The following is a 19,026-nucleotide window of genomic DNA, read 5'->3' on the forward strand; positions in this document are numbered from 1 at the left end:
GAGTGTGACCCGAGTCGCAGGTGTGCAAACCAGGACAGTCCGAAACCGGATCGGCTGACGTTCTGCCTGGTCACAGTGAGGTCACTGGAAGGTGCGGCCGGTGATCCGCTCGTACGCCTCGACGTACTTGGCCCGGGTCCGCTCGATGATCTGCGGCGGCAGGGGCGGCGGCGCCTGGCCGCTGGAACGGTCCCAGCCCGACTCCGGCGACACCAGCCAGTCGCGCACGAACTGCTTGTCGAACGAGGGCTGCGACCGTCCCGGCCGCCACTGGTCGGCGGGCCAGAACCGGGACGAGTCCGGGGTCAGCACCTCGTCGGCCAGCACCAGCTCCCCCTCCGGGGACCAGCCCAGCTCGATCTTGGTGTCGGCCACGATGATGCCGCGTTCGGCCGCCAGCTCCGCTCCCCGCCGGTAGACCTCGACGGTGATCTCCCGCAGCCGCCGCGCCACGTCCGCCCCGACCTCGGCGGCCACCTCGGCGAACGTCATCGGCTCGTCGTGGTCGCCGACCGCGGCCTTGGTCGTCGGGGTGAAGACCGGCTCCGGCAGCTTCGAGCCGTCCACCAGCCCGCCCGGCAGCGGCACCCCGCACACCGAGCCGGTGCGCTGGTACTCCTTGAGCCCGGATCCGGTCAGGTAGCCGCGGGCGACGCACTCGACCGGCACCATCTCCAGCCGCCGCACCACCATCACCCGGCCCCGCCACTCGGCGGGCGCGCCGTCCGGCAGGTCGGTGGAGATCACGTGGTTGGGCAGCACGTCCGCGAGCCGTTCGAACCACCACAGCGACAGCTGGGTGAGGATCCGGCCCTTGTCGGGGATCGGCGAGTCCAGCACGAAGTCGTACGCCGAGATCGTGTCCCGGGCCACCATCAGCAGCTCGCCGCCGGGCAGCTCGTACAGGTCGCGGACCTTGCCGCTGTGCAGGTGCTTCAACGCCTCTCCAAGATCTCGACCGGGTCGCCGACCCGCAGCGCGCCGGTGGTGCGGGGGATCCCGTTCTGGCCGAAGCGGATGCCCCGGCCGATCGTCCGGTACGCGGCCAGCGTGCGCAGCGGCTCGCGGCCCCGTGCCCCGGTGTCCTGGTCGGTGGTGGTGACGACGCACCGCGCGCACGCCTTGACCAGCTCGACCACCGTCTCGCCGATGCGCAGCAGCCGGGCCTCGTCCTCCCCGAACGGGCCGAGCCCGCGCACCACCAGGTTGGGGCGGAAGCGGTTCATCGGCAGCGGCTCGTCCAGCCGGCCGTTCAGGTCCTCCAGGGACTCCTCGGAGATCAGCAGCAGCGGGTAGCCGTCCGCGAACGCCACCTCGCCGCCGCCCCGGCTGGTGTCCCGGTGCCCGGTGAACCGCACCAGCCGGCACTCCAGTCCCATGAAGTCGGAGAACCACGCGGCCGCCTCGTCGCCCTGGTCGACGCCCTCGCACTGCGACCGGTGCACGTACACCTCCCGCACCGGCCCGTCGTCGGTCGCCTTGTGGACCAGCCTGGACAGCGCCGGGTCGGTCGTGCCGACGGTGAGGACCTCGCCGTCGTAGACCGGCCGCAGCAGCGCCATGCGGCCCTCGTCCCGCTGTGACAGGAACCGGCCCTCCGGGGTCACCAGCATGAACTCCCGGTCGTACGGCAGTCCCCTGGCCCCCAGCTCGGCGGTGGTCAGCGGCGTCCCGCCACCGCCCTTGAGGGGGTAGGCGGTCAGGCCGGTCAGCACGGCGGTCATCACATCTCCTGCTCGCTCGCGATCAGGTCAGCGCGGCGACCCGGTCGAACACTGGCCCGAGCCGCTCCACGAACCGTTCCGGGCGGCACACCTCGTCCAGCCGGGCCTCGTCCAGCGTCAGCCCCGCCTCGGCGGCGTGCCGGCGCAGCGTCTCCCGGAACGGCACGCCGGTCTCCCAGGTCTCCATCGCCGCCTTCTGGACCAGCGGGTACGCCTGGTCGTCGCGGGACATGCCCATCTCGACCAGCTCCAGCAGCACCGTCGAGGTGTAGATCAGCCCGCCGGTGGAGTCCAGGTTGGCGCGCATCCGCGCGGTGTCGACGACCAGCCCGGACATCAGCCTGATCGTCAGGTTGAGCATGTAGTCCAGCGCGATCGAGGCGTCCGGCAGCGCGATCCGCTCGGTGGAGGAGTGCGAGATGTCCCGCTCGTGCCACAGCGGGATGCCCTCCAGCACCGGGACGACCTGGGCCCGCACGATCCGCGCCATCCCGGCCAGCCGCTCGGACAGGATCGGGTTCTTCTTGTGCGGCATGGCCGAGGAGCCCTTCTGGCCCTTGCCGAACGGCTCCCACAGCTCGCGGACCTCGGTGCGCTGGCCGTGCCGCACCTCCAGCGCGATGGCCTCGCACACCGTCGCCATGATCGCCAGCGCGGACACCCACTCGCTGATGCCGTCCCGCATCACCACCTGGGTCGACACGTCGGCGGGCCTGAGCCCCAGCTTCTCGGCGACGTACCGCTCGACGGCCGGGTCGATGTTGGAGTACGTGCCCACGGCCCCGGAGATGGCCATCACACCCACGGACTCGCGCGCCCGCCGCAGCCGGTCCCGCGACCGGGCCATCGCGAACGCGAAGTCCGCCACCCGGTGCCCCCACACGTCCGGCTCGCCGTGGATGCCGTGCGTACGGCCGACCCGCAGCGTGTTCCGGTGCTCCAGGGCGTGGTCGCGCAGCACCGCCACCAGCCGGTCGGCCTTCTCCAGCAGGATGTCGGTGGCCTCGACCAACTGCACCGCCAGCGCCGTGTCCAGCAGGTCCGACGAGGTCATGCCGAAGTGCACGTACGCGGCGGCCTCGCGCGGCTCGGTGTTGTCGGCCCAGGCGGTCAGGAACGCGATGACGTCGTGCTGGGTGACGGCCTCGATCTCGTGCACCCGTTCCGGGGTGGGCGGCGGGGCCTTGCGGATGGGCTCCACCACGTCGGCCGGGATGGTCCCCGCCGCCGCGTGGGCCTCGACCACGAGGGTCTCCACCTGGCACCACAGCTCGTACTTGTGCGCGTCGCTCCAGACGCGCCCCATCTCCGGAAGGGTGTACCGCTCAATCACACGAGGGAGTCTATGGGGAGGTCATGCCCGCTTTGATGGGCGGAGTCCCCCCGCCGTCAGTCGGCCACGAAGAGAGCCCTGACGACCAGGAAGCCGCTGGTCGCGCTGAAGTTGACGTAGTAGTTCAGGCCGCCGCCCTCGTAGTAGTAGAAGCAGTGGTAGGCGTACGGCCCCGAGGGGGTGCGCCGGCAGTCGCGATTCGGGGTCAGCAGGCTGGCCGGCGGGAAGCCGAACACGTAGTCCACCGTGGCGGCGTTGGCCGCGCGCAGTGCGTCCGTCCGGTCGTTGCGTCGGCGCGCCTGGGCCAGGTGCTCGATGGCCGCGACGGGAGAGGCGAAGCGGATCGCCCCGGGAGTCGGGGTGGGCGTACCGGCCTCGGGGGTCGGCGCGCCGGGGGTGGGTGAAGAGGGCGTGACCGGGGTGGGCGCGCCGGGCTCGCTGGGCGGAGAGGCGGTCGAGGGGCCGGACTCGGTGGGCGGTGCCGGCTCGGGGGTCCCCGGCCGATCGTCGCCGGGGGACGCGGTGACCGAGGCGGAAGGGGAGCCGCCGGGACGGCCGGGCTCGCCTCCGGGAAGGCATCCGGTGACGGTGATGCCACAGAGAGTGACGGCAGTGGTGATGGCGACGAGGGGGCGAATCCGCGGCATGGGGGATATGCCTTTCTTGAGGCGTTAGGCGGCCCTATCGGGCCGTATGTCGAGTGAGATGCCGATGGCGGATTCCGGGTTCGCCTCACACCGACGTTCGCCTGCGCCGACGCCGGACCCGGGCGGGCCTCAGGTCGTCGTGAGGCGGCCGACGAGGTCGTGCCAGCCGGCCTCCAGACGCTCCAGGGACATGCCGCGGCGGGTGAGGAGGTGGTGGACGAGGAGGATGTCCAGATAGCCCAGCAGGGTGTGGGCCAGCAGGTTCAGGTCGCCGCGCGCTCCGGCCTGGCGCAGCAGCACCAGCGCGTGGGTGAGGCGGAAGTCGTAGGCGGGGCTGGCGTAGCGGCGGGCGGAGTCGGCGCCGGCGGCCAGGTAGATGTCCCGGTTCTCGTGCTCATGGCGGAGGACGGCCGGGCCGAACGCGTGGAGGCGGTCGAGGGCGGGCGCGCCGGGGCCCACGGGGGGCGGGCCGGTGAGGAACGAGGCCTGGAGCTGCCGCTCGCGGTGGTCCAGCAGGGCCAGCATCAGTCCGGCGCGGTCGCCGAACCGGCGGAAGACGGTGCCCTTGCCGACCTGGGCGGCCGCGGCGACGGCCTCCATGGTCAGGTTGGCGGCCCCGTGCTCGGCGGCCAGGCGGGCGGCGGCCTCCAGCAGGCGGGTGCGGTTGCGGGCGGCGTCGGCCCGCAGCCGGGGCGGTGCGCCGATGGGGGTGAGGACCACCCTGGTCCGTCCGCCCGGGACTTCGGAGGGGGCGGGCAGGGGCGGCAGGGGTGTGGTCATGACCACAGCCTAACCCCGGGGTGGAATAAACGGACCTCAGTCCGGTTGTATGCTGTCGAACACGCTAAGCGGACTGCGGTCCGCTTGGTTCGGACTGCTCGTTTCACCAGGGAGAACCCGTCATGACCGTCCGCGTCCTCGCACTCGTCGGAAGCCTGCGCGCCGGTTCCCACAACCGCCGTCTCGCCGAGACCGCCGTCCGCCTCGCCCCCGAGAACGTCCGGATCAGCCTGTACGAGGGCCTGGGCGAGCTGCCCTTCTACAACGAGGACATCGACACCGAGGCCGCCCTGCCCGAGCAGGCCGCCCGGATCCGCGCCGCCGCCGCCGAGGCCGACGCGCTGCTGCTCTTCTCGCCCGAGTACAACGGGACCATGCCGGCGGTGCTGAAGAACGCCATCGACTGGCTGTCCCGCCCGTACGGCGCCGGCGCGATCCACGGCAAGCCGGTCGCCGTGGCCGGCACCGCCTTCGGCCGGTACGGCGGCGTGTGGGCGCAGGAGGAGATCCGCAAGGCCGCGGGCATCGCCGGGGCCACCGTCCTGGACGACGTGAAGCTGGCCATCCCCGACTCGATCAACCGCTTCGCCGCCGCCCACCCCGCCGACGACCCCGAGGTCGTGGAGGGCCTGACCAAGGTCATCGACCGCCTGGCCGCCGAGATCTCCGCCGCCAAGGCCGCCTGACCGGTCACGGCCGCACCCGGCCCCGGCCGGCGGCACGCGATCCGCTAGCGTGCCGATCCGGCCGGGGACCGGCCGCGAACGCGTGGATGAGGGGGCCGCCCTGTGGACGTCGGCGTGGTCGGGCAGGCGGCCGGGCTGTTCGTCCTCGGCCTGGTCATCCTGGCCGAGGGCGGGGCCTTCGGGCTCTAGCCCAGCCGCGTGGCCTTGAGGGCGATGTCGGTGCGGTGGTGCGACCCGCGCAGCCGGATCCTGCCCACGGCCTCGTAGGCGGTGTCGCGGGCGGCGGCCAGGTCCGGGCCGGTGCCGACGACGTTCAGGACCCGCCCGCCGTTGGCGACCAGGACGCCGTCCTCGTTCACCTTGGTGCCCGCGTGCAGCACGTACGCGCCCTCGACGGCGGCGGCCTCCTCCAGGCCGGTGATGGGGTCGCCCTTGACGGGGCTCTCCGGGTAGCCCTCCGCCGCCACCACGACCGTCACCGCGGCCCCCGGGCGCCACTCCAGCCGCTGGTCGGGCACCAGCCCGCCGATGGCGCACGACTGCAGCAGCCCGCCCAGCGGGGTCGCCAGCCGGTCCAGCACCACCTGGGTCTCCGGGTCGCCGAACCGCGCGTTGAACTCCACGACCCGCACGCCCTTGGAGGTCAGCGCCAGCCCCGCGTACAGGACGCCGACGTACGGGGTCTCCCGGCGGCGCAGCTCCGCGATGGTGGGCTGGACGACGGTGGCCATCACCTCGTCCACCAGGCCCTCCGGCGCCCACGGCAGCGGGGTGTACGCCCCCATGCCGCCGGTGTTGGGGCCCTCGTCGCCGTCGTAGGCCCGCTTGAAGTCCTGCGCGGGCATCAGCGGGACGGCCGTGTTCCCGTCGCTGAGGGCGAACAGCGACACCTCCGGCCCGTCCAGGTAGTCCTCGATCACCACCCGGCCGCAGGCCCGTGCGTGCCGGACCGCCAGCTCCCGGTCCTCGGTGACGACCACGCCCTTCCCGGCAGCCAGCCCGTCGTCCTTGACCACGTACGGCGGGCCGAACACGTCGAGCGCCTCGTTCACCTGGTCGTCCGTCGTGCACACCCGCGCATCGGCGGTCGGCACGTCCGCCGCCGCCATGACCTCCTTGGCGAACGCCTTGGACCCCTCGATCCGCGCCGCCGCCCGGTCCGGGCCGAACACCAGCACGCCGTTGCGGCGCAGCGCGTCGGCCACCCCGGCGATCAGCGGCGCCTCCGGGCCGATCACCACCAGCTCCGGGCGCAGCCGGGCGGCCAGCTCGGTCACCGCCACCGGATCGGACGGATCGATCACATGGTTGTCGGCGAACGCCTGCGTGCCCGGGTTGCCGGGGGCCACGTGCAGGGCGGTGACGGCGGGGTCGAGATGCAGGGCGCGGGCGATGGCGTGTTCGCGCCCACCGGAGCCGAGGAGGAGGATGCGCACGTCGGACGAGCCTAGCGGGCCGCGGCGCGCGGTCCGTGCGACGCCCGCGACAAACCGGCCGAACACCGGGTTCCGCCGGGTTGCGTCGTGTATGAATGCTTGTGCTGAGACGGGCGCCACAGCGCGGCGCGCCAACCGCCGCCAGGAACAGGGCGTCTTTCCCTGTGGTTGGTAACCTTTTGAGGTTGTGCCCTGACGCCGTTGCACGAAGGGAGGTGGTCGGGATGAGTCCTGGTGATCCTTGCAGTACGGCAGAGATCCCTCACAGTCCGAGCGTGACCGTTCATCCGTCCGCCTTTGTCCGGCGTCCGGCCGCAGCCCTCGTGCGCTCCCTCCGCTGAACGCGTAGGTCGAGCGCGCCCTGCGTGCTCGCGGCCGGCGGGAAGGAGCACTTCCGATGGCCATGACTCGCGTTCGCCCCCGCCGGGCGACGATGGCGCTGTTCAAGCCGCTGGCCCGGCCGAGCCGTACCGCCCCCGAATCCGTTCCCGAGCCGCGCAGTTCCGCGGTCATCGACTGGGCCGCCTACATCGACGGGCAGCGCGTCGACACCGAGACCGTCGCCGACGCGGTGCGCCTGGTCCGCGACGGCGAGCTCGCCGACAACGGCAACGGCATGGGCTTCGTGTGGATCGGCCTGCACGAGCCCGACGCCGCCGAGCTGGAGCGCCTGGCCCCCGTCTTCGGCCTGCACCCGCTGGCGGTCGAGGACGCCATCCACGCCCACCAGCGGCCCAAGCTCGAACGGTACGACGACGTCCAGTTCTTCGTGATGAAGACGGTCGGGCTGGTCGACCGGCACGACGGCGACGTGGTGGAGACCGGCGAGATCATGATCTTCTGCGGCCCCGACTTCGTGGTCACCGTCCGCCACGGCCGCCACGGCGACCTGCGCCGCGTCCGCCGCCGCCTGGAGGCCGACCCCGACCGCCTCAACCTCGGCCCGACCGCCGTCGTGCACGCCATCGTGGACCACGTCGTGGACGGTTACATGTGCGTCGCCGAGGCCGTCCAGGACGACATCGACGAGGTCGAGGAGGCCGTCTTCTCCCCCGGCCGGACCGACGAGTCCCGCCGCATCTACCGCCTCAAGCGCGAGGTCATCCAGCTCAAGCGCGCCGTCGGCCCCCTCGCCGGGCCGCTGCGCAGCCTGGCCGGCCGCCGTTTCGTACCGCCGGAGATCAAGGAGTACCTGCGCGACGTGGAGGACCACCTGACCCGCGTCCGCGACCAGGTCGAGTCCTACGACGAACTGCTCAACCCCATCCTCCAGGCGCACATGACCCAGGTGACGGTCGCCGACAACCAGGACATGCGCCGGATCTCCGCCTGGGGCGCCATCATCATGCTCCCCACCGCCGTCACCGGCGTGTACGGGATGAACTTCGACAACATGCCCGCCCTGCACACCGAGTGGGGCTACGTGGCGGTCCTGGCCGTCATCGCCGTCATGTGCCTGGCCCTGCACCGCGGCTTCCGCAAGAACGGCTGGCTGTGACGGGGTCCCCGACGCCGGGGACCCCGTTTCCGCGGGAACGCGCCTCCGGACCGTCGTGGCGGAGCGCAGGAGCGGTGGGGATCACGACGCGGACGGCGTCCCGTTCCCCTCGAAGGGGCGTGCTCAGGGCAGGTAGGCCGGGGCGCAGGACTCGGGCAGCGGCAGGCCGTAGGCGGTGAGGACCCGGCGGAGGCGGTCGGGGTAGTCGGTGACGATGGCGTCGACGCCGTACTCGACGAAGCGGGCCATGTCGGCGGGGTCGTTCACCGTCCAGACGGCGACCGGGAGGCCCAGGCCGTGGGCGTCGTGGACCAGTTGCGAGGTCACCAGGTGGTGCTCGGGGGACAGGATGCCCGCGCCGACGGCGACCGCGGCGGCGGCGGGGTCCTCGGGGGACAGGCCGGCCAGCCACTCGGTGCCGGGGACGAGGGTCTTGCGCTCGACCAGGGCGACCCGGGTGGCCTGCGGGGCCTGCCGGTGCGCCTCGACCAGCACCCGCCAGTCGAACGCCAGCAGCCGGGACCGGGACAGCAGGGCGAAGTCGTCCAGGACCTCGGCGACGGCGGCGACGAAACGGCGGATCTCGTCGTCCGGCCAGCCCGGGTCGGTCTTGAGCTCGACCGCCGGGCGGACGGCGGGCAGGCCGTGCAGCAGGCCGCAGACCTCGGCGAGGGTCGGCACGCGCGTGCCGGGCATCGGCAACTGGGTGAGGACGAACGGGTCGGAGTCCTGGCCGGGACCGAGCCGCCGCATCCCCGCGTCCACGGTCTTGACCTGGGCGAGGGTCAGGTCGCGGATGTCGCGGCCCACATAGGGGAACAGCGGGTCGCCGGGGACCGCCGGAGCGGTGTCGGTGGCGGTGACCGCGGACAGCGACTGGTCGTGGTTGACCACCACCACCCCGTCGGCGGTGAGACCCACGTCCAGCTCGACGGCGTCCACGCCGAGCCGGAGGGCGTGCGCGAAACCGGGGAGCGTGTTCTCCGGCCGCAGCCCGCGCGCCCCCCGATGCCCGTGCACCTCGACGCGTCCGTTCAGCAAGGTCACGCCGGGAACGTTACGAGGAGTGACCAAACGTCCCCCGATCCCGTGGTTACGACCTCACCAACGGCCGCTGGCGTCAGCGTAGCGGCATCGCCGAGGTGACCATGGGCGATTCACAGCACAGGGCGACAAAGTGGCGCACGCCACACCCGGGCGTGATCGCTACTCTCCGTGACGAACCTGGAGGGCGGTGTGCCGGGCCGCCAGGCCGCCGGCCGTGATGTGCCGAGCGTGTTCGGCGAAGGCGGCCACGAGCCGGTCCCGGCGCCGCCGTTCCTCGCGCGGACGGCCGGTGAGCCGCGGTCAGACCAGGGGACGGATCGAGAGGGTCTGCTCGCGGCCCGGGCCGACGCCGATGGCGGAGATCTGCGCGCCGGACATCTCCTCGATGGCGCGGACGTAGGTCTGCGCGTTCGGCGGCAGGTCCTCGAAGGTCTTGGCGCCGGAGATGTCCTCCTGCCAGCCGTCCAGGTACTCCAGGATCGGCTTGGCGTGGTGGAACTCGGTCTGCGACGGCGGCATCTCGTCGTGCCGCACGCCGTCGACGTCGTAGGCCACGCAGACCGGGATCCGCTCCAGGCCCGACAGCACGTCCAGCTTGGTCAGGAAGTAGTCGGTGATGCCGTTCACCCGGGTGGCGTAGCGGGCGATCACCGCGTCGAACCAGCCGCAGCGGCGGTCCCGGCCGGTGGTCACCCCGTACTCGCCGCCGGTCTTGCGCAGGTACTCGCCCATCTCGTCGGTCAGCTCGGTGGGGAACGGCCCGGAGCCGACCCGGGTGGTGTACGCCTTGAGGATCCCGATCACCCGGCTGATCTTGGTGGGGCCGATGCCGGAGCCCGCGCAGGCGCCGCCCGCGGTGGGGCTGGAGGAGGTGACGAACGGGTAGGTGCCGTGGTCGATGTCCAGCAGGGTGCCCTGGGCGCCCTCCAGCAGCACGACCTTGCCCTCGTCCAGCGCCCGGTTCAGGACCAGGGTGGTGTCGGCGACGTACGGGCGCAGCCGCTCCCCGTACCGCAGGTACTCCTCCACCACCGGGCCGGTCTCGATCCGCCGCCGGTTGTAGACCTTGGTGAGGACCTGGTTCTTCTCGCGCAGCGCCAGGTCCAGCTTCTGCATCAGGATGCCCTCGTCGAACAGGTCCTGCACCCGGATGCCCATCCGGTTGATCTTGTCGGCGTAGGCCGGGCCGATGCCGCGCCCGGTGGTGCCGATCCGGGCCTTGCCCAGGTACCGCTCGGTGACCTTATCCAGCGCCCGGTGGTGGGGCATGATCAGGTGCGCGTCGGCCGAGATCAGCAGCCGCTCACAGGAGACGCCGCGCTCGGCCAGCCCGTCGATCTCGCCGAGCAGCACGCCGGGGTCGATCACCACCCCGTTGCCGATCACCGGGATCACGTCCGGGGACAGCACCCCCGACGGCAGCAGGTGCAGCGCGTAGCTCTTGTCGCCGATGACGACGGTGTGGCCGGCGTTGTTACCGCCCTGGTAACGAACGACGTAGTCGACGTCCCCGCCGAGCAGGTCCGTGGCCTTGCCCTTGCCCTCGTCTCCCCACTGGGCGCCGACAAGCACGATGGCAGGCATCAGGTCATCTCCTTCAAGCGGCTGTGCGGTGGCCGGGGGTACGCTGCGGCCCCTGCATGTCCGCACCACCGGGGAGTCCGGCGAGGGCGCTGGCAGGCATCAGGGGAATCTCCTCCGCGGCACACCGGCGGCGGCCACATCCCTCTCACGACGAAGGCCCCTGTGCGCAAGCGCGAAGGGGCCTCTTGCAGGCAAATCGTACCTGCTTCTTTGTGGGGGGGCGACCCCCCACGCCCCCCGCGCGCGGCTCGGACCATCCTCGCCGCCCCGTCCTGCGCTCGCCTGGCGGCTCGCTCCGGACGGGGCGGCTGCGGTGGCCCGACCGCGCTCGATCGGCCGGAGCTCCGCCTGGGGGCTCCGCTCCGGCCGATCGAGGAGTGGCCTGTCTCGAGTTGGTGTGGAAGTCCTGGGGGCTCCGCCCCCAGACCCCCGCCGGATTATCGGGTCGCTGGCGCTCCGGGCTCTACCCCTGGAGGAGACGGGTGAACCGTTGGGTGAGGAGTCGGTCGACCCGGGGGACCGTCGGTCAGGAGGGGCGGTCGGCGGACTCCAGGGTGTCGGCGGCCTCGGCGCTGCTGTCGCGCAGGAAGGTGCGGCAGCGTTCGGCCTCCTCGGTCTCGCCGATCGCGGCGGCGGCGCGGCCCAGGGCGTGCAGGGCGCGCAGGAAGCCGCGGTTGGGCTCGTGCTCCCACGGGATCGGGCCGTGGCCCTTCCAGCCGGCGCGGCGCAACTGGTCCAGGCCGCGGTGGTAGCCGGTCCGCGCGTACGCGTAGGACTCGATCACGTTCTTGTTCTCGAACGCGCGGTCGGCCAGGGCCGCCCAGGCCGCCGAGTAGGTCGGGTGCTTGGCGGCGACCTCGACCGGGTCCACGCCGTTCTCCAGAGCCTCTCGGGCTTCGGGGTTGTCCGGAAGTTCGGTGGGCGGCGGTCCGCCGAGCAGGTTCTGGCTCATGCCGTCATCGTAGTTCGCCCCGGCCGTTCCGCCTGTTCAGGTGGCGGGCGTGGTCGGGCGGTCTGTGCCCGTGCGCCGATGGAGAGCTCTAGGCGGCGGTCGGGGCGAGCGGGAGGCGGAAGGTCGCCGAGCCGTCCTCGTACGACGGCCGGGCGAGGGGCCAGCCGGTGTGGACGGCGGACAGGGCGGCGCGGTTCTCCAGGAGGACGTCGGCGCCGAACGCGGTGATGCCCCGCCGAGCGGCCATGCGGGCCAGGCAGCCGACCAGGAGACGGCCCACGCCGTGGTGCTGCCAGGGGTCGGTGACCAGGACCGCCAGTTCGGCGCGGTGCGGGTCGGCGCGGTCGCGGACGTACTCGGCGATGCCCACGATGTCGTCGTCGAGCAGGGCCGCCAGCGCCTCGTGGTTCCAGTGGTCGAGGCGGTCCAGCCTGCGGACGTACGTCTCGGGGATGTACGGGGTCCCGGTGAAGAACCGGGTGAACAGGCTGGCCGTGGACAGCCGTGCCGACATGCGGCGCAGCCGGGGCGCGTCGGTGATGCCGTACGGGCGGACCCGCACGTCCTCCAGCCGGAGGTGATCGCCCTCTCCATTGAGTTGCGTCATGAAACCCATTGGACCGCATGTGGGTTGCTTCAAGCAACCCTTGAGGGGTGCGAGGTGTGACATGTCCGTGAACGGTTTCGTCCCCCCCGGCGGGGATGCGGGCGGGGTCAGCGGGCGCCGGGGCCGGGGTGGGCCTCCACGTCGGTGGGGCCCAGAGGGGCGCCGCAGGAGTCGCAGGTCAGGCGTTCGGTGAGGGCGCCGTCGCAACCGCGGTGGCGGACCACGACGGGCGGGCCGTCGGCGGCGTAGTAGCGGTCGCCCCACTTGAGGAGGGTCATGATGGTGGGCCAGAGTTCGACGCCCTTGCGGGTCAGGCGGTACTCGTGGCGCTCGGGGCGTTCGGAGTAGCGGTGCTTGCGCAGGATGCCCTCGTCGCACAACCGGTTGAGGCGGTCGGTCAGGACGTTGCGGGCGACGCCCAGATGCTCGGTGAAGTCGTCGAAGCGCCGCACCCCCTCGAACGCGCTGCGGATCACCAGCAGCGTCCAGCGATCCCCGACGACCTCCAGGGCGCGGGCGATCGAGCAGTTCTGCGTCTCGTAGGTGCGCGGCAACACGCTATGAGGCTACCCGCGTTGCGTGACAAAACTCCTTCGTCGCACAGACGGAACGGCGACGGCCGTGACCGCCCCGGACGGGGCGGTCACGGCCGTGACGGGCCAGACGGGCGTTACTTGAGCTTCTTGCCCGCCGACATCAGGTCCTCGCAGGCGGTGACCACGCGGGCGGCCATGCCGGCCTCGGCGGCCTTGCCGTACGAGCGCGGGTCGTACTGCTTCTTGTTGCCGACCTCGCCGTCGACCTTCAGCACGCCGTCGTAGTTGCGGAACATGTGGTCGGCGATCGGGCGGGTGAACGCGTACTGGGTGTCGGTGTCGATGTTCATCTTGACGACGCCGTAGGACACCGCCTGGCGGATCTCCTCCAGCGAGGAGCCCGAGCCGCCGTGGAACACCAGGTCGAACGGCTTGTCCTTGCCGTACTTGGCGCCGACCGCCTCCTGGATCTCCTTGAGCACCTCCGGGCGCAGCTTCACGTGGCCCGGCTTGTAGACGCCGTGCACGTTCCCGAAGGTGGCGGCCAGGATGTAGCGGCCCTTCTCGCCCACGCCCACGGCCTCGGCGGTGGCCAGCGCGTCACCGGCGGTGGTGTAGAGCTTCTCGTTCATCTCGCCGACGATGCCGTCCTCCTCACCGCCGACGACGCCGATCTCCATCTCCATGATCACGCGGGCCTTGGCGCACTCCTCCAGCAGCTCCGCGGCGATCTGCAGGTTCTCGTGCAGCTCCACCGCCGAGCCGTCCCACATGTGCGACTGGAACAGCGGCTCCTGCCCGTTGGCCACCCGCTCCTGGGAGATCTTCACCAGCGGCCGCATGAAGCCGTCCAGCTTGTCCTTGGGGCAGTGGTCGGTGTGCAGGGCGATGTTGACCGGGTACTTGGCGGCCACCACCCGGGCGTACTCGGCGAAGGCGACCGAGCCCGTCACCATGTCCTTGACGGCGGTGCCGGACAGGTACTCGGCGCCGCCGGTGGAGATCTGGATGATGCCGTCGCTCTCGGCCTCGGCGAACCCGCGCAGCGCGGCGTTCAGCGTCTGGCTCGAGGTCACGTTGATCGCGGGGAAGGCGAAGCCCTCCTGCTTGGCGCGGTCGAGCATCTCCGCGTAGACCTCAGGGGTCGCGATGGGCATTGTGAACGTCCTTTCTTCACGCCTGTCCGCTGCGAGGTGCCATGACCGGCCCTGTGACGGGGGCCGCCCCCGGTGGGGACGCCACCGGCCAGCCTAGGGCCCAGTATCGCGGACGGGCCGCCGGAAAGCACCGCCGGGGCGGCCTGGACCGGTCCCGCTTGGCCTGGTGAGAGGGGGTGCGGGGGCCTGCCGGTGTGCCGCTTCGGAGGGAAACGCCGGGCGTGGCCCGTTAAGCTCACGGTGTGGATCTCGCGGTGAACTTCCTAGACCCCCAGAAACTCATCCTGGCCTTCGGCGTGGCCGGCATCCTGGCGATCATCTTCGCCGAGACCGGGCTGCTGTTCGGCTGCATCCTGCCCGGCGACTCGCTGCTGTTCGCGGCCGGCATCTTCACCGTCGGCTCGGCCGCGCAGGGCCTGGGCCTGGACGAACCCCTGTCGCTGCCGGTGCTGCTGGTCGGCGGGCCCCTGTGCGCGATCGCCGGGGCGCAGCTCGGGCACTGGCTCGGCGCCAGATACGGGCGCAAGCTGTTCGACCGGCCCGACTCGCGGATCTTCCGCCAGGAGTGGGTGGACAAGGCCGAGTACTACTTCGAGAAGTTCGGCCCGGCCAAGGCGGTGGTGCTGGCGCGGTTCATCCCGATCGTGCGGACCTTCCTCAACCCGCTGGCCGGGATGCTGGGGATGGACGCCCGCAAGTTCTTCCTGTGGAACGTGATCGGCGGGGTGCTGTGGACCGACGGGCTGTTCCTGGCGGGCCACTTTCTCGGTTCGAAGATCCCGAACATCGAGACCTACATCCTGCCCGGAATCTTCGTCATCATCCTGCTTTCGGTGATTCCGATCCTCCGCGAAGTCCTCAAGGCGCGCTCCGAGAACCGCCGCGCAGGCAACAAGATGGCCGCCGAAGAGTCGCGACCGTCGCTGAGCGGTGACAGTTCTCGCTAACCTCCCCATGTGGGACGTCATCGGTCGGACCCTAGGGGTCTCGCGCGCATCCTCTTCGCGGCCCTCGCCGTGGCGGCGGCGCTGACACTCGTCGTCGTCGGTGGACTGGCGCTGTTCAACGCGCTCACCGCCCCGTCACCGGGCCCGTCGCCGAGCCGGGCGGCCAGTGAGACCGCCGACGGCGGCGACACCGCGGAGCCGTCGAATCCGACCGCCCCTCCCCTGCAGATCACCGTCATCGGCAAACCGACCGAGGTCTTCGTGAAGGTGTCCGGCAGCGGCGGGGCGGTCCTGCAGCGCGGCGTGCTCGGCCCCGGCGAGACCCGCAGATACGAACAGGTACCGCTGAACGTGGTCGTGTACGACTCCACCTCGGTCGAGGTCCGCATCTACGGCGAGATAGCCGAGGATCCGGACGGCGGCCGGGGCGAGTGGGAGGTTCCCGAGCGAAATCAGTGAGAGCGAGCTGTGGGGGGTGACCCCCACAGCTCCGCACGGCGTCGGCCGTCAGTCCAGGCCGAGGTCCGCCATCCGGTAGGCGGAGCGGTAGGCCAGGCCCTCGGCGGCCAGGCGTTCGGCGGCGCCTCGTTCGACGATGGTGGCGACGGCGACGACCTCGGCGCCGGCCTCGCGGAGGGCCTCGACGGCGGTGAGGACGGAGCCGCCCGTGGTGGAGGTGTCCTCCACGGCCAGGACGCGGCGGCCCGCCACGTCCGGGCCCTCGATGCGGCGCTGGAGGCCGTGGGTCTTGCCGGCCTTGCGGACGACGAAGGCGTCCAGGCGGCGGCCCTGGGCGTGGGCGGCGTGCAGCATGGCGGTCGCCACCGGGTCGGCGCCCAGGGTGAGGCCGCCCACCGCGTCGTAGTCGAGGTCGGCGGTCAGCTCCAGCATCACCCGGCCCACCAGGGGGGCGGCGTGCCCGTCCAGCGTCACCCGCCGCAGGTCCACGTACCAGCTGGCGCGCCGGCCCGACGACAGGATGAAGTCGCCGTGCACCACGGCCTTCTTCTTGATCTCTTGCAGCAGCTCTTCGCGGTCGCTCACGTGAGGAACCCTAGTGGCGGGCATACCGTGACCGGTCCGTCACGGTGTACCTTCGGCTGAATGCCGCGTCGATTCCGCAGGGGCCGGACAGCGCCGTGACGCCCGGCTCGCTGATCCTGCTGCACCCCCCGCACGCCACCGCTGCCGCCTGGGGGGACGTTCCCGAACTGCTGCGCTCGTACGGCCGCGACGTCATCACCCCGGACATCCGCGAGGAGGGCGGCATGCGCTACGTGGCCCGCGCCTCCCTGGTCATAGCCGCCGCAGGCCCCACCGTCCCCCTGGTGCTGGTCGGTCAGGGCACCGCGGGCCCCCTGCTGCCCGCCATAGCCGCCGCCCAACGCGCCGCCCACCGCCCCGTGGGGGCCTACGTCTTCCTGGACGCCGACCTCCCCGTGCACCGTACGCCCGCAACAGGCCACGGCCACGGCCACGCCCCCAACGACACGGCCCCGGTCCCCGCCGACTGGCCGGAAGCCCCCTGCGGCTACCTGAGCACCACCGACGAGACCCCCCGGCTGCGCCAGGCCCGGCTACGCGGCTGGCAGATCAAAACCCTCTACACCCAGTCCGAAACCCACCTGGCCGCCACCCTGAACGCCCTCATCACCACCCTCTAGGGGCGTTCGGGTCAGGAGGTCTTGAGGAGGTCGTCCAGCATCGCGTCGTACTCGTCCTCGGGGCGGCCGAGGTCGATGCGGGCCCGGTAGCGGAGGCGGAGGAGGGCCTCGAGGCTGTCCTCGGCGATGAGGTTCTCCTCGTTGCCGGGGTCCTGCTCGCGGAGGGACAGGACCATGTCGGCGCCGGAGGTGGCCCAGTCGTAGGCGCCGGTCATGTCGCCGTGCGCGTAGAGGATCTCGGCGACGGTGCGGTAGACCTCGGGGTCGCGGGGGCGGTCGGCGCGGATCTGGTCGAGCAGGGAGCGGGCCTCGCCGGTCTCGCCCAGCTCGAACAGGGCGTCGGCGAGGTAGGCGCGGGGGTCCCCGTACGTCTCGCCGCCGTCCTCGATCGCCTGCCGGTACAGGTCGGCGGCCTTGGCGTGGTCCCCGGCGTGCTGCCACTGCTCGCCGGCGCGCAGCAGGACGTTCGCGCGGGAGACCCCTCCGGACACCGACGCGGCCAGCTCGGACAGGCGCCGCGCGGCCGACGTGTGATCGCCAGTGCGCAGGGTGTCGAACTCCAGATCGTCGAGATCGTCTTCCGTCACATGCGTCACGGTTCAACGCTACCCGCCGGTCGCCTCCCGAAGCGGGGTATTTGCGGATGATCGCGAACCCGATTCGAGTTTCGCCCGCCCGTACGTCCCGGCCGCGGGACCGATCACGGGGCCGGTCGCGGTCAGCGGCGAGAGCGTTCGAGGGCGTCCCAGAAGCCCCGGCGCAGGGCGTGCCGGACCTCGTCGTGCAGCAGGAAGTCGATCGGCAGGGAGGAGCCCTGCAGCAGACGGGCCTCCAGGTCGGAGGGCATGCGGGGCTTGCGGGCCAGGACGGCCTCCAGCCAGAGGGCGGGGGCGTCGCGGGCCACCGACTCGCCGAAGTCCTGGCCCTCCTTGTGCGCGGCCTTCACCGCGTCGGACAGGGTGGGGGCCTGGTTCTGCGGCACGGCCGGCAGGGGGGAGAGCTGCTGCGGGCCGGTGTAGGGGCTGCTCTGCTGCGGAACGACCGGCGGGGGCGAGGACTGCGGGGGCGTCTGCTGCGAGCCTCCGGAGCCCGACGAGCCGGATGAGCCCGGCGACGGCGGCTGGCCGTACCCGGGGGACGGGGTCGGGGCGGACTGCATGGGCGGCGACGGCGGCAGCATCTGGGGGCCGCTGGAGGTCGTGCCGTTCGTGTTGCCCAGGGAGCCGTAGCCGGTGGAGGGCGGCTGGTCCATGGAGGTGGTCCCCAGGTTCCGCATCCCGGTGTTACCCAGGGAGGATCCGTACGACCCGTTGGAGGAGGACGGCAGCGACTGCGGGCCGCTGCTCGACGACGACGATCCGCCGCCGGAGGACGACCCGCCGACCGGCGGCCGGCCGGTGATGGGGGAGGCCGGCGGCGGGGCCGAGTGCGGGCCGGTCGGCATCGAGGAGACGGTCTGCCCGGTGCTGGTGCCGTGCCCGTTGGACAGCGGCGACACCGAGCCGCCGCCCTGGTCGAGGCCGCTGAGCAGGTTCACGTACGGGCGCAGGTGGCCGGCGCCGATCTCGATGAGGTCGTCGCACTCCTGGCGCAGCGTCCGCGAGATCGTCCAGTTGCCGTCCACCGCGACGTGCACGACGGTGACGCGGACGCCGAGGTCCTGGGCGTCGGCGATGGCGGGGGCCAGGTCCTCGTCGCCGCTGACCACGATCGCGTCGGAGATCGCCCGGTTGCGGGCCAGCGTCATCAGGTCCCGGTGGATCTCGGTGTCCACGCCCTCGCGGCGGCCCGGCCGGATCCGTCCCAGCCGCAGCTTGAGCCCGGGCAGGTCGGCCAGCGCCTCGTGCTCGGGGGAACGGCGGCCCTCGACGGTGGCCTCGTACCAGTAGCAGCGCAGCAGCGGCATCCCGGTGCGCTCGCGGCCGAGGTTGCCGAGCAGTTGCAGCAGCCCGGCGAAGTCCCAGGACACGGTCTCCCGGTGGCGGGTGCCATGCACCGCCATCGCGCCGTCCGCCAGCAGGTAGCCGGCGTCCACGAACAGCGCACAGCGATCCATGTCGCACCGCCCTTCCTCAGTAGGGGACCCGTTCGGCGGCCGGCTCCGCTGGCCGGACCGGAGGGATCCGCCGACCTTGCCGGTGATGTGGCCGGTGACCCACGGCCCCGCTGGGCGGACGCCGGTCTGCGCGGGGACCCCGGGCACCTCCAGCGTAGTGAAGGCCCCGGCCGCCGCAGGGCGATCCGGCGATCGGCCATCGACTCACCACGCGGACCTCCACGAACGCTGGGAGTGGACGCTACCAGCCGTTCCGGCCGACCGGAACGCTTCACCATGATCTTTTACAGGGGCGTCCGACCGGCGGTTCGATCGTAGATGGAACCGGCGGCCGACGGTATTAAGAGGACATCAAGAGTTCACGCATCCGCA

The 19,026-nt window shown here is 72.1% G+C and carries 20 protein-coding genes; 5 read left to right on the top strand and 15 right to left on the bottom strand.

Features of this window, described 5'->3' with window-relative positions:
• Positions 1-81 precede the first annotated feature (81 nt).
• The 5 genes from HNR21_RS06430 to HNR21_RS06450 form a co-directional block, all read right to left on the bottom strand.
• Positions 82-939 carry a phosphoribosylaminoimidazolesuccinocarboxamide synthase gene (locus HNR21_RS06430; RefSeq protein WP_182704446.1) on the bottom strand — a complete coding sequence of 286 codons (858 nt, stop codon included), beginning with the start codon at positions 937-939 and terminating at the stop codon, positions 82-84.
• Complete coding sequence (locus HNR21_RS06435; RefSeq protein ID WP_182704447.1) at positions 936-1,724, bottom strand: MOSC domain-containing protein; 789 nt, start codon at positions 1,722-1,724, stop codon at positions 936-938. Before HNR21_RS06435 ends, HNR21_RS06430 begins: the two co-directional genes overlap by 4 nt.
• A 22-nt stretch (positions 1,725-1,746) precedes the next feature.
• On the bottom strand, positions 1,747-3,057 hold the full coding sequence (purB, locus tag HNR21_RS06440; RefSeq protein WP_119726521.1) for an adenylosuccinate lyase: 1,311 nt from the start codon (positions 3,055-3,057) through the stop codon (positions 1,747-1,749).
• A 56-nt stretch (positions 3,058-3,113) separates the two neighbouring features.
• Entirely contained in the window at positions 3,114-3,704 is a 591-nt protein-coding gene (locus HNR21_RS06445; protein WP_182704448.1) for a hypothetical protein, read from the bottom strand.
• A gap of 129 nt (positions 3,705-3,833) precedes the next feature.
• Entirely contained in the window at positions 3,834-4,484 is a 651-nt protein-coding gene (locus tag HNR21_RS06450) for a TetR/AcrR family transcriptional regulator (protein ID WP_182704449.1), read from the bottom strand.
• 122 nt (positions 4,485-4,606) lie between these two features.
• Here HNR21_RS06450 and HNR21_RS06455 point away from each other — a divergent pair, with 122 nt between their 5' ends.
• Positions 4,607-5,170: an NAD(P)H-dependent oxidoreductase gene (locus HNR21_RS06455; protein WP_182704450.1), complete on the top strand. Its 564-nt coding sequence runs from the start codon at positions 4,607-4,609 to the stop codon at positions 5,168-5,170.
• 185 nt (positions 5,171-5,355) lie between these two features.
• On the opposite strand, the gene purD is transcribed toward HNR21_RS06455, so the two are convergent.
• Positions 5,356-6,606: a phosphoribosylamine--glycine ligase gene (purD, locus tag HNR21_RS06460; RefSeq protein ID WP_182704451.1), complete on the bottom strand. Its 1,251-nt coding sequence runs from the start codon at positions 6,604-6,606 to the stop codon at positions 5,356-5,358.
• 397 nt (positions 6,607-7,003) lie between these two features.
• Between purD and HNR21_RS06465 the strand changes: the two genes are divergently transcribed.
• Positions 7,004-8,104: a magnesium and cobalt transport protein CorA gene (locus HNR21_RS06465; RefSeq protein ID WP_220500059.1), complete on the top strand. Its 1,101-nt coding sequence runs from the start codon at positions 7,004-7,006 to the stop codon at positions 8,102-8,104.
• A gap of 123 nt (positions 8,105-8,227) precedes the next feature.
• Here the strand turns inward: HNR21_RS06465 and HNR21_RS06470 are convergent, their stop codons facing one another.
• From HNR21_RS06470 to fbaA, 6 genes are all read right to left on the bottom strand, one after another.
• A complete protein-coding gene (locus HNR21_RS06470; RefSeq protein WP_312880876.1) occupies positions 8,228-9,151 on the bottom strand; it encodes a glycerophosphodiester phosphodiesterase family protein in 924 nt (307 codons plus the stop codon).
• Positions 9,152-9,451: 300 nt separating this feature from the next.
• A complete protein-coding gene (locus HNR21_RS06475; RefSeq protein ID WP_182704452.1) occupies positions 9,452-10,735 on the bottom strand; it encodes an adenylosuccinate synthase in 1,284 nt (427 codons plus the stop codon).
• 526 nt (positions 10,736-11,261) lie between these two features.
• Complete coding sequence (locus HNR21_RS06480; RefSeq protein WP_119726528.1) at positions 11,262-11,687, bottom strand: DUF3151 domain-containing protein; 426 nt, start codon at positions 11,685-11,687, stop codon at positions 11,262-11,264.
• A gap of 88 nt (positions 11,688-11,775) precedes the next feature.
• The gene (locus HNR21_RS06485; RefSeq protein ID WP_246442001.1) at positions 11,776-12,294 is read right to left on the bottom strand and encodes a GNAT family N-acetyltransferase; all 519 of its coding nucleotides are present in this window, start codon (positions 12,292-12,294) and stop codon (positions 11,776-11,778) included.
• A gap of 107 nt (positions 12,295-12,401) precedes the next feature.
• Complete coding sequence (locus HNR21_RS06490; RefSeq protein ID WP_119726530.1) at positions 12,402-12,851, bottom strand: winged helix-turn-helix transcriptional regulator; 450 nt, start codon at positions 12,849-12,851, stop codon at positions 12,402-12,404.
• A 113-nt stretch (positions 12,852-12,964) separates the two neighbouring features.
• Complete coding sequence (gene fbaA, locus HNR21_RS06495) at positions 12,965-13,987, bottom strand: class II fructose-bisphosphate aldolase (protein ID WP_119726531.1); 1,023 nt, start codon at positions 13,985-13,987, stop codon at positions 12,965-12,967.
• A 242-nt stretch (positions 13,988-14,229) separates the two neighbouring features.
• Between fbaA and HNR21_RS06500 the strand changes: the two genes are divergently transcribed.
• A complete protein-coding gene (locus HNR21_RS06500) occupies positions 14,230-14,934 on the top strand; it encodes a DedA family protein (RefSeq protein ID WP_233358869.1) in 705 nt (234 codons plus the stop codon).
• Positions 14,935-14,943: 9 nt separating this feature from the next.
• Entirely contained in the window at positions 14,944-15,393 is a 450-nt protein-coding gene (locus HNR21_RS06505) for a hypothetical protein (protein WP_157995671.1), read from the top strand.
• A gap of 48 nt (positions 15,394-15,441) precedes the next feature.
• Here the strand turns inward: HNR21_RS06505 and pyrE are convergent, their stop codons facing one another.
• On the bottom strand, positions 15,442-15,978 hold the full coding sequence (pyrE, locus tag HNR21_RS06510; protein WP_119726534.1) for an orotate phosphoribosyltransferase: 537 nt from the start codon (positions 15,976-15,978) through the stop codon (positions 15,442-15,444).
• Positions 15,979-16,073: 95 nt separating this feature from the next.
• Here pyrE and HNR21_RS06515 point away from each other — a divergent pair, with 95 nt between their 5' ends.
• Positions 16,074-16,598, top strand: coding sequence for a hypothetical protein (locus HNR21_RS06515; protein WP_182704454.1), 525 nt, complete (start codon positions 16,074-16,076; stop codon positions 16,596-16,598).
• 11 nt (positions 16,599-16,609) lie between these two features.
• On the opposite strand, the gene HNR21_RS06520 is transcribed toward HNR21_RS06515, so the two are convergent.
• Both HNR21_RS06520 and HNR21_RS06525 read right to left on the bottom strand, forming a co-directional pair.
• Positions 16,610-17,194, bottom strand: coding sequence for a tetratricopeptide repeat protein (locus tag HNR21_RS06520; protein WP_233358870.1), 585 nt, complete (start codon positions 17,192-17,194; stop codon positions 16,610-16,612).
• A 122-nt stretch (positions 17,195-17,316) separates the two neighbouring features.
• Complete coding sequence (locus tag HNR21_RS06525) at positions 17,317-18,654, bottom strand: NYN domain-containing protein (protein WP_182704455.1); 1,338 nt, start codon at positions 18,652-18,654, stop codon at positions 17,317-17,319.
• Positions 18,655-19,026 lie beyond the last annotated feature (372 nt).

This window comes from Thermomonospora cellulosilytica, assembly GCF_014138835.1.
GTDB classification, from domain to species: Bacteria; Actinomycetota; Actinomycetes; order Streptosporangiales; family Streptosporangiaceae; genus Thermomonospora; species Thermomonospora amylolytica.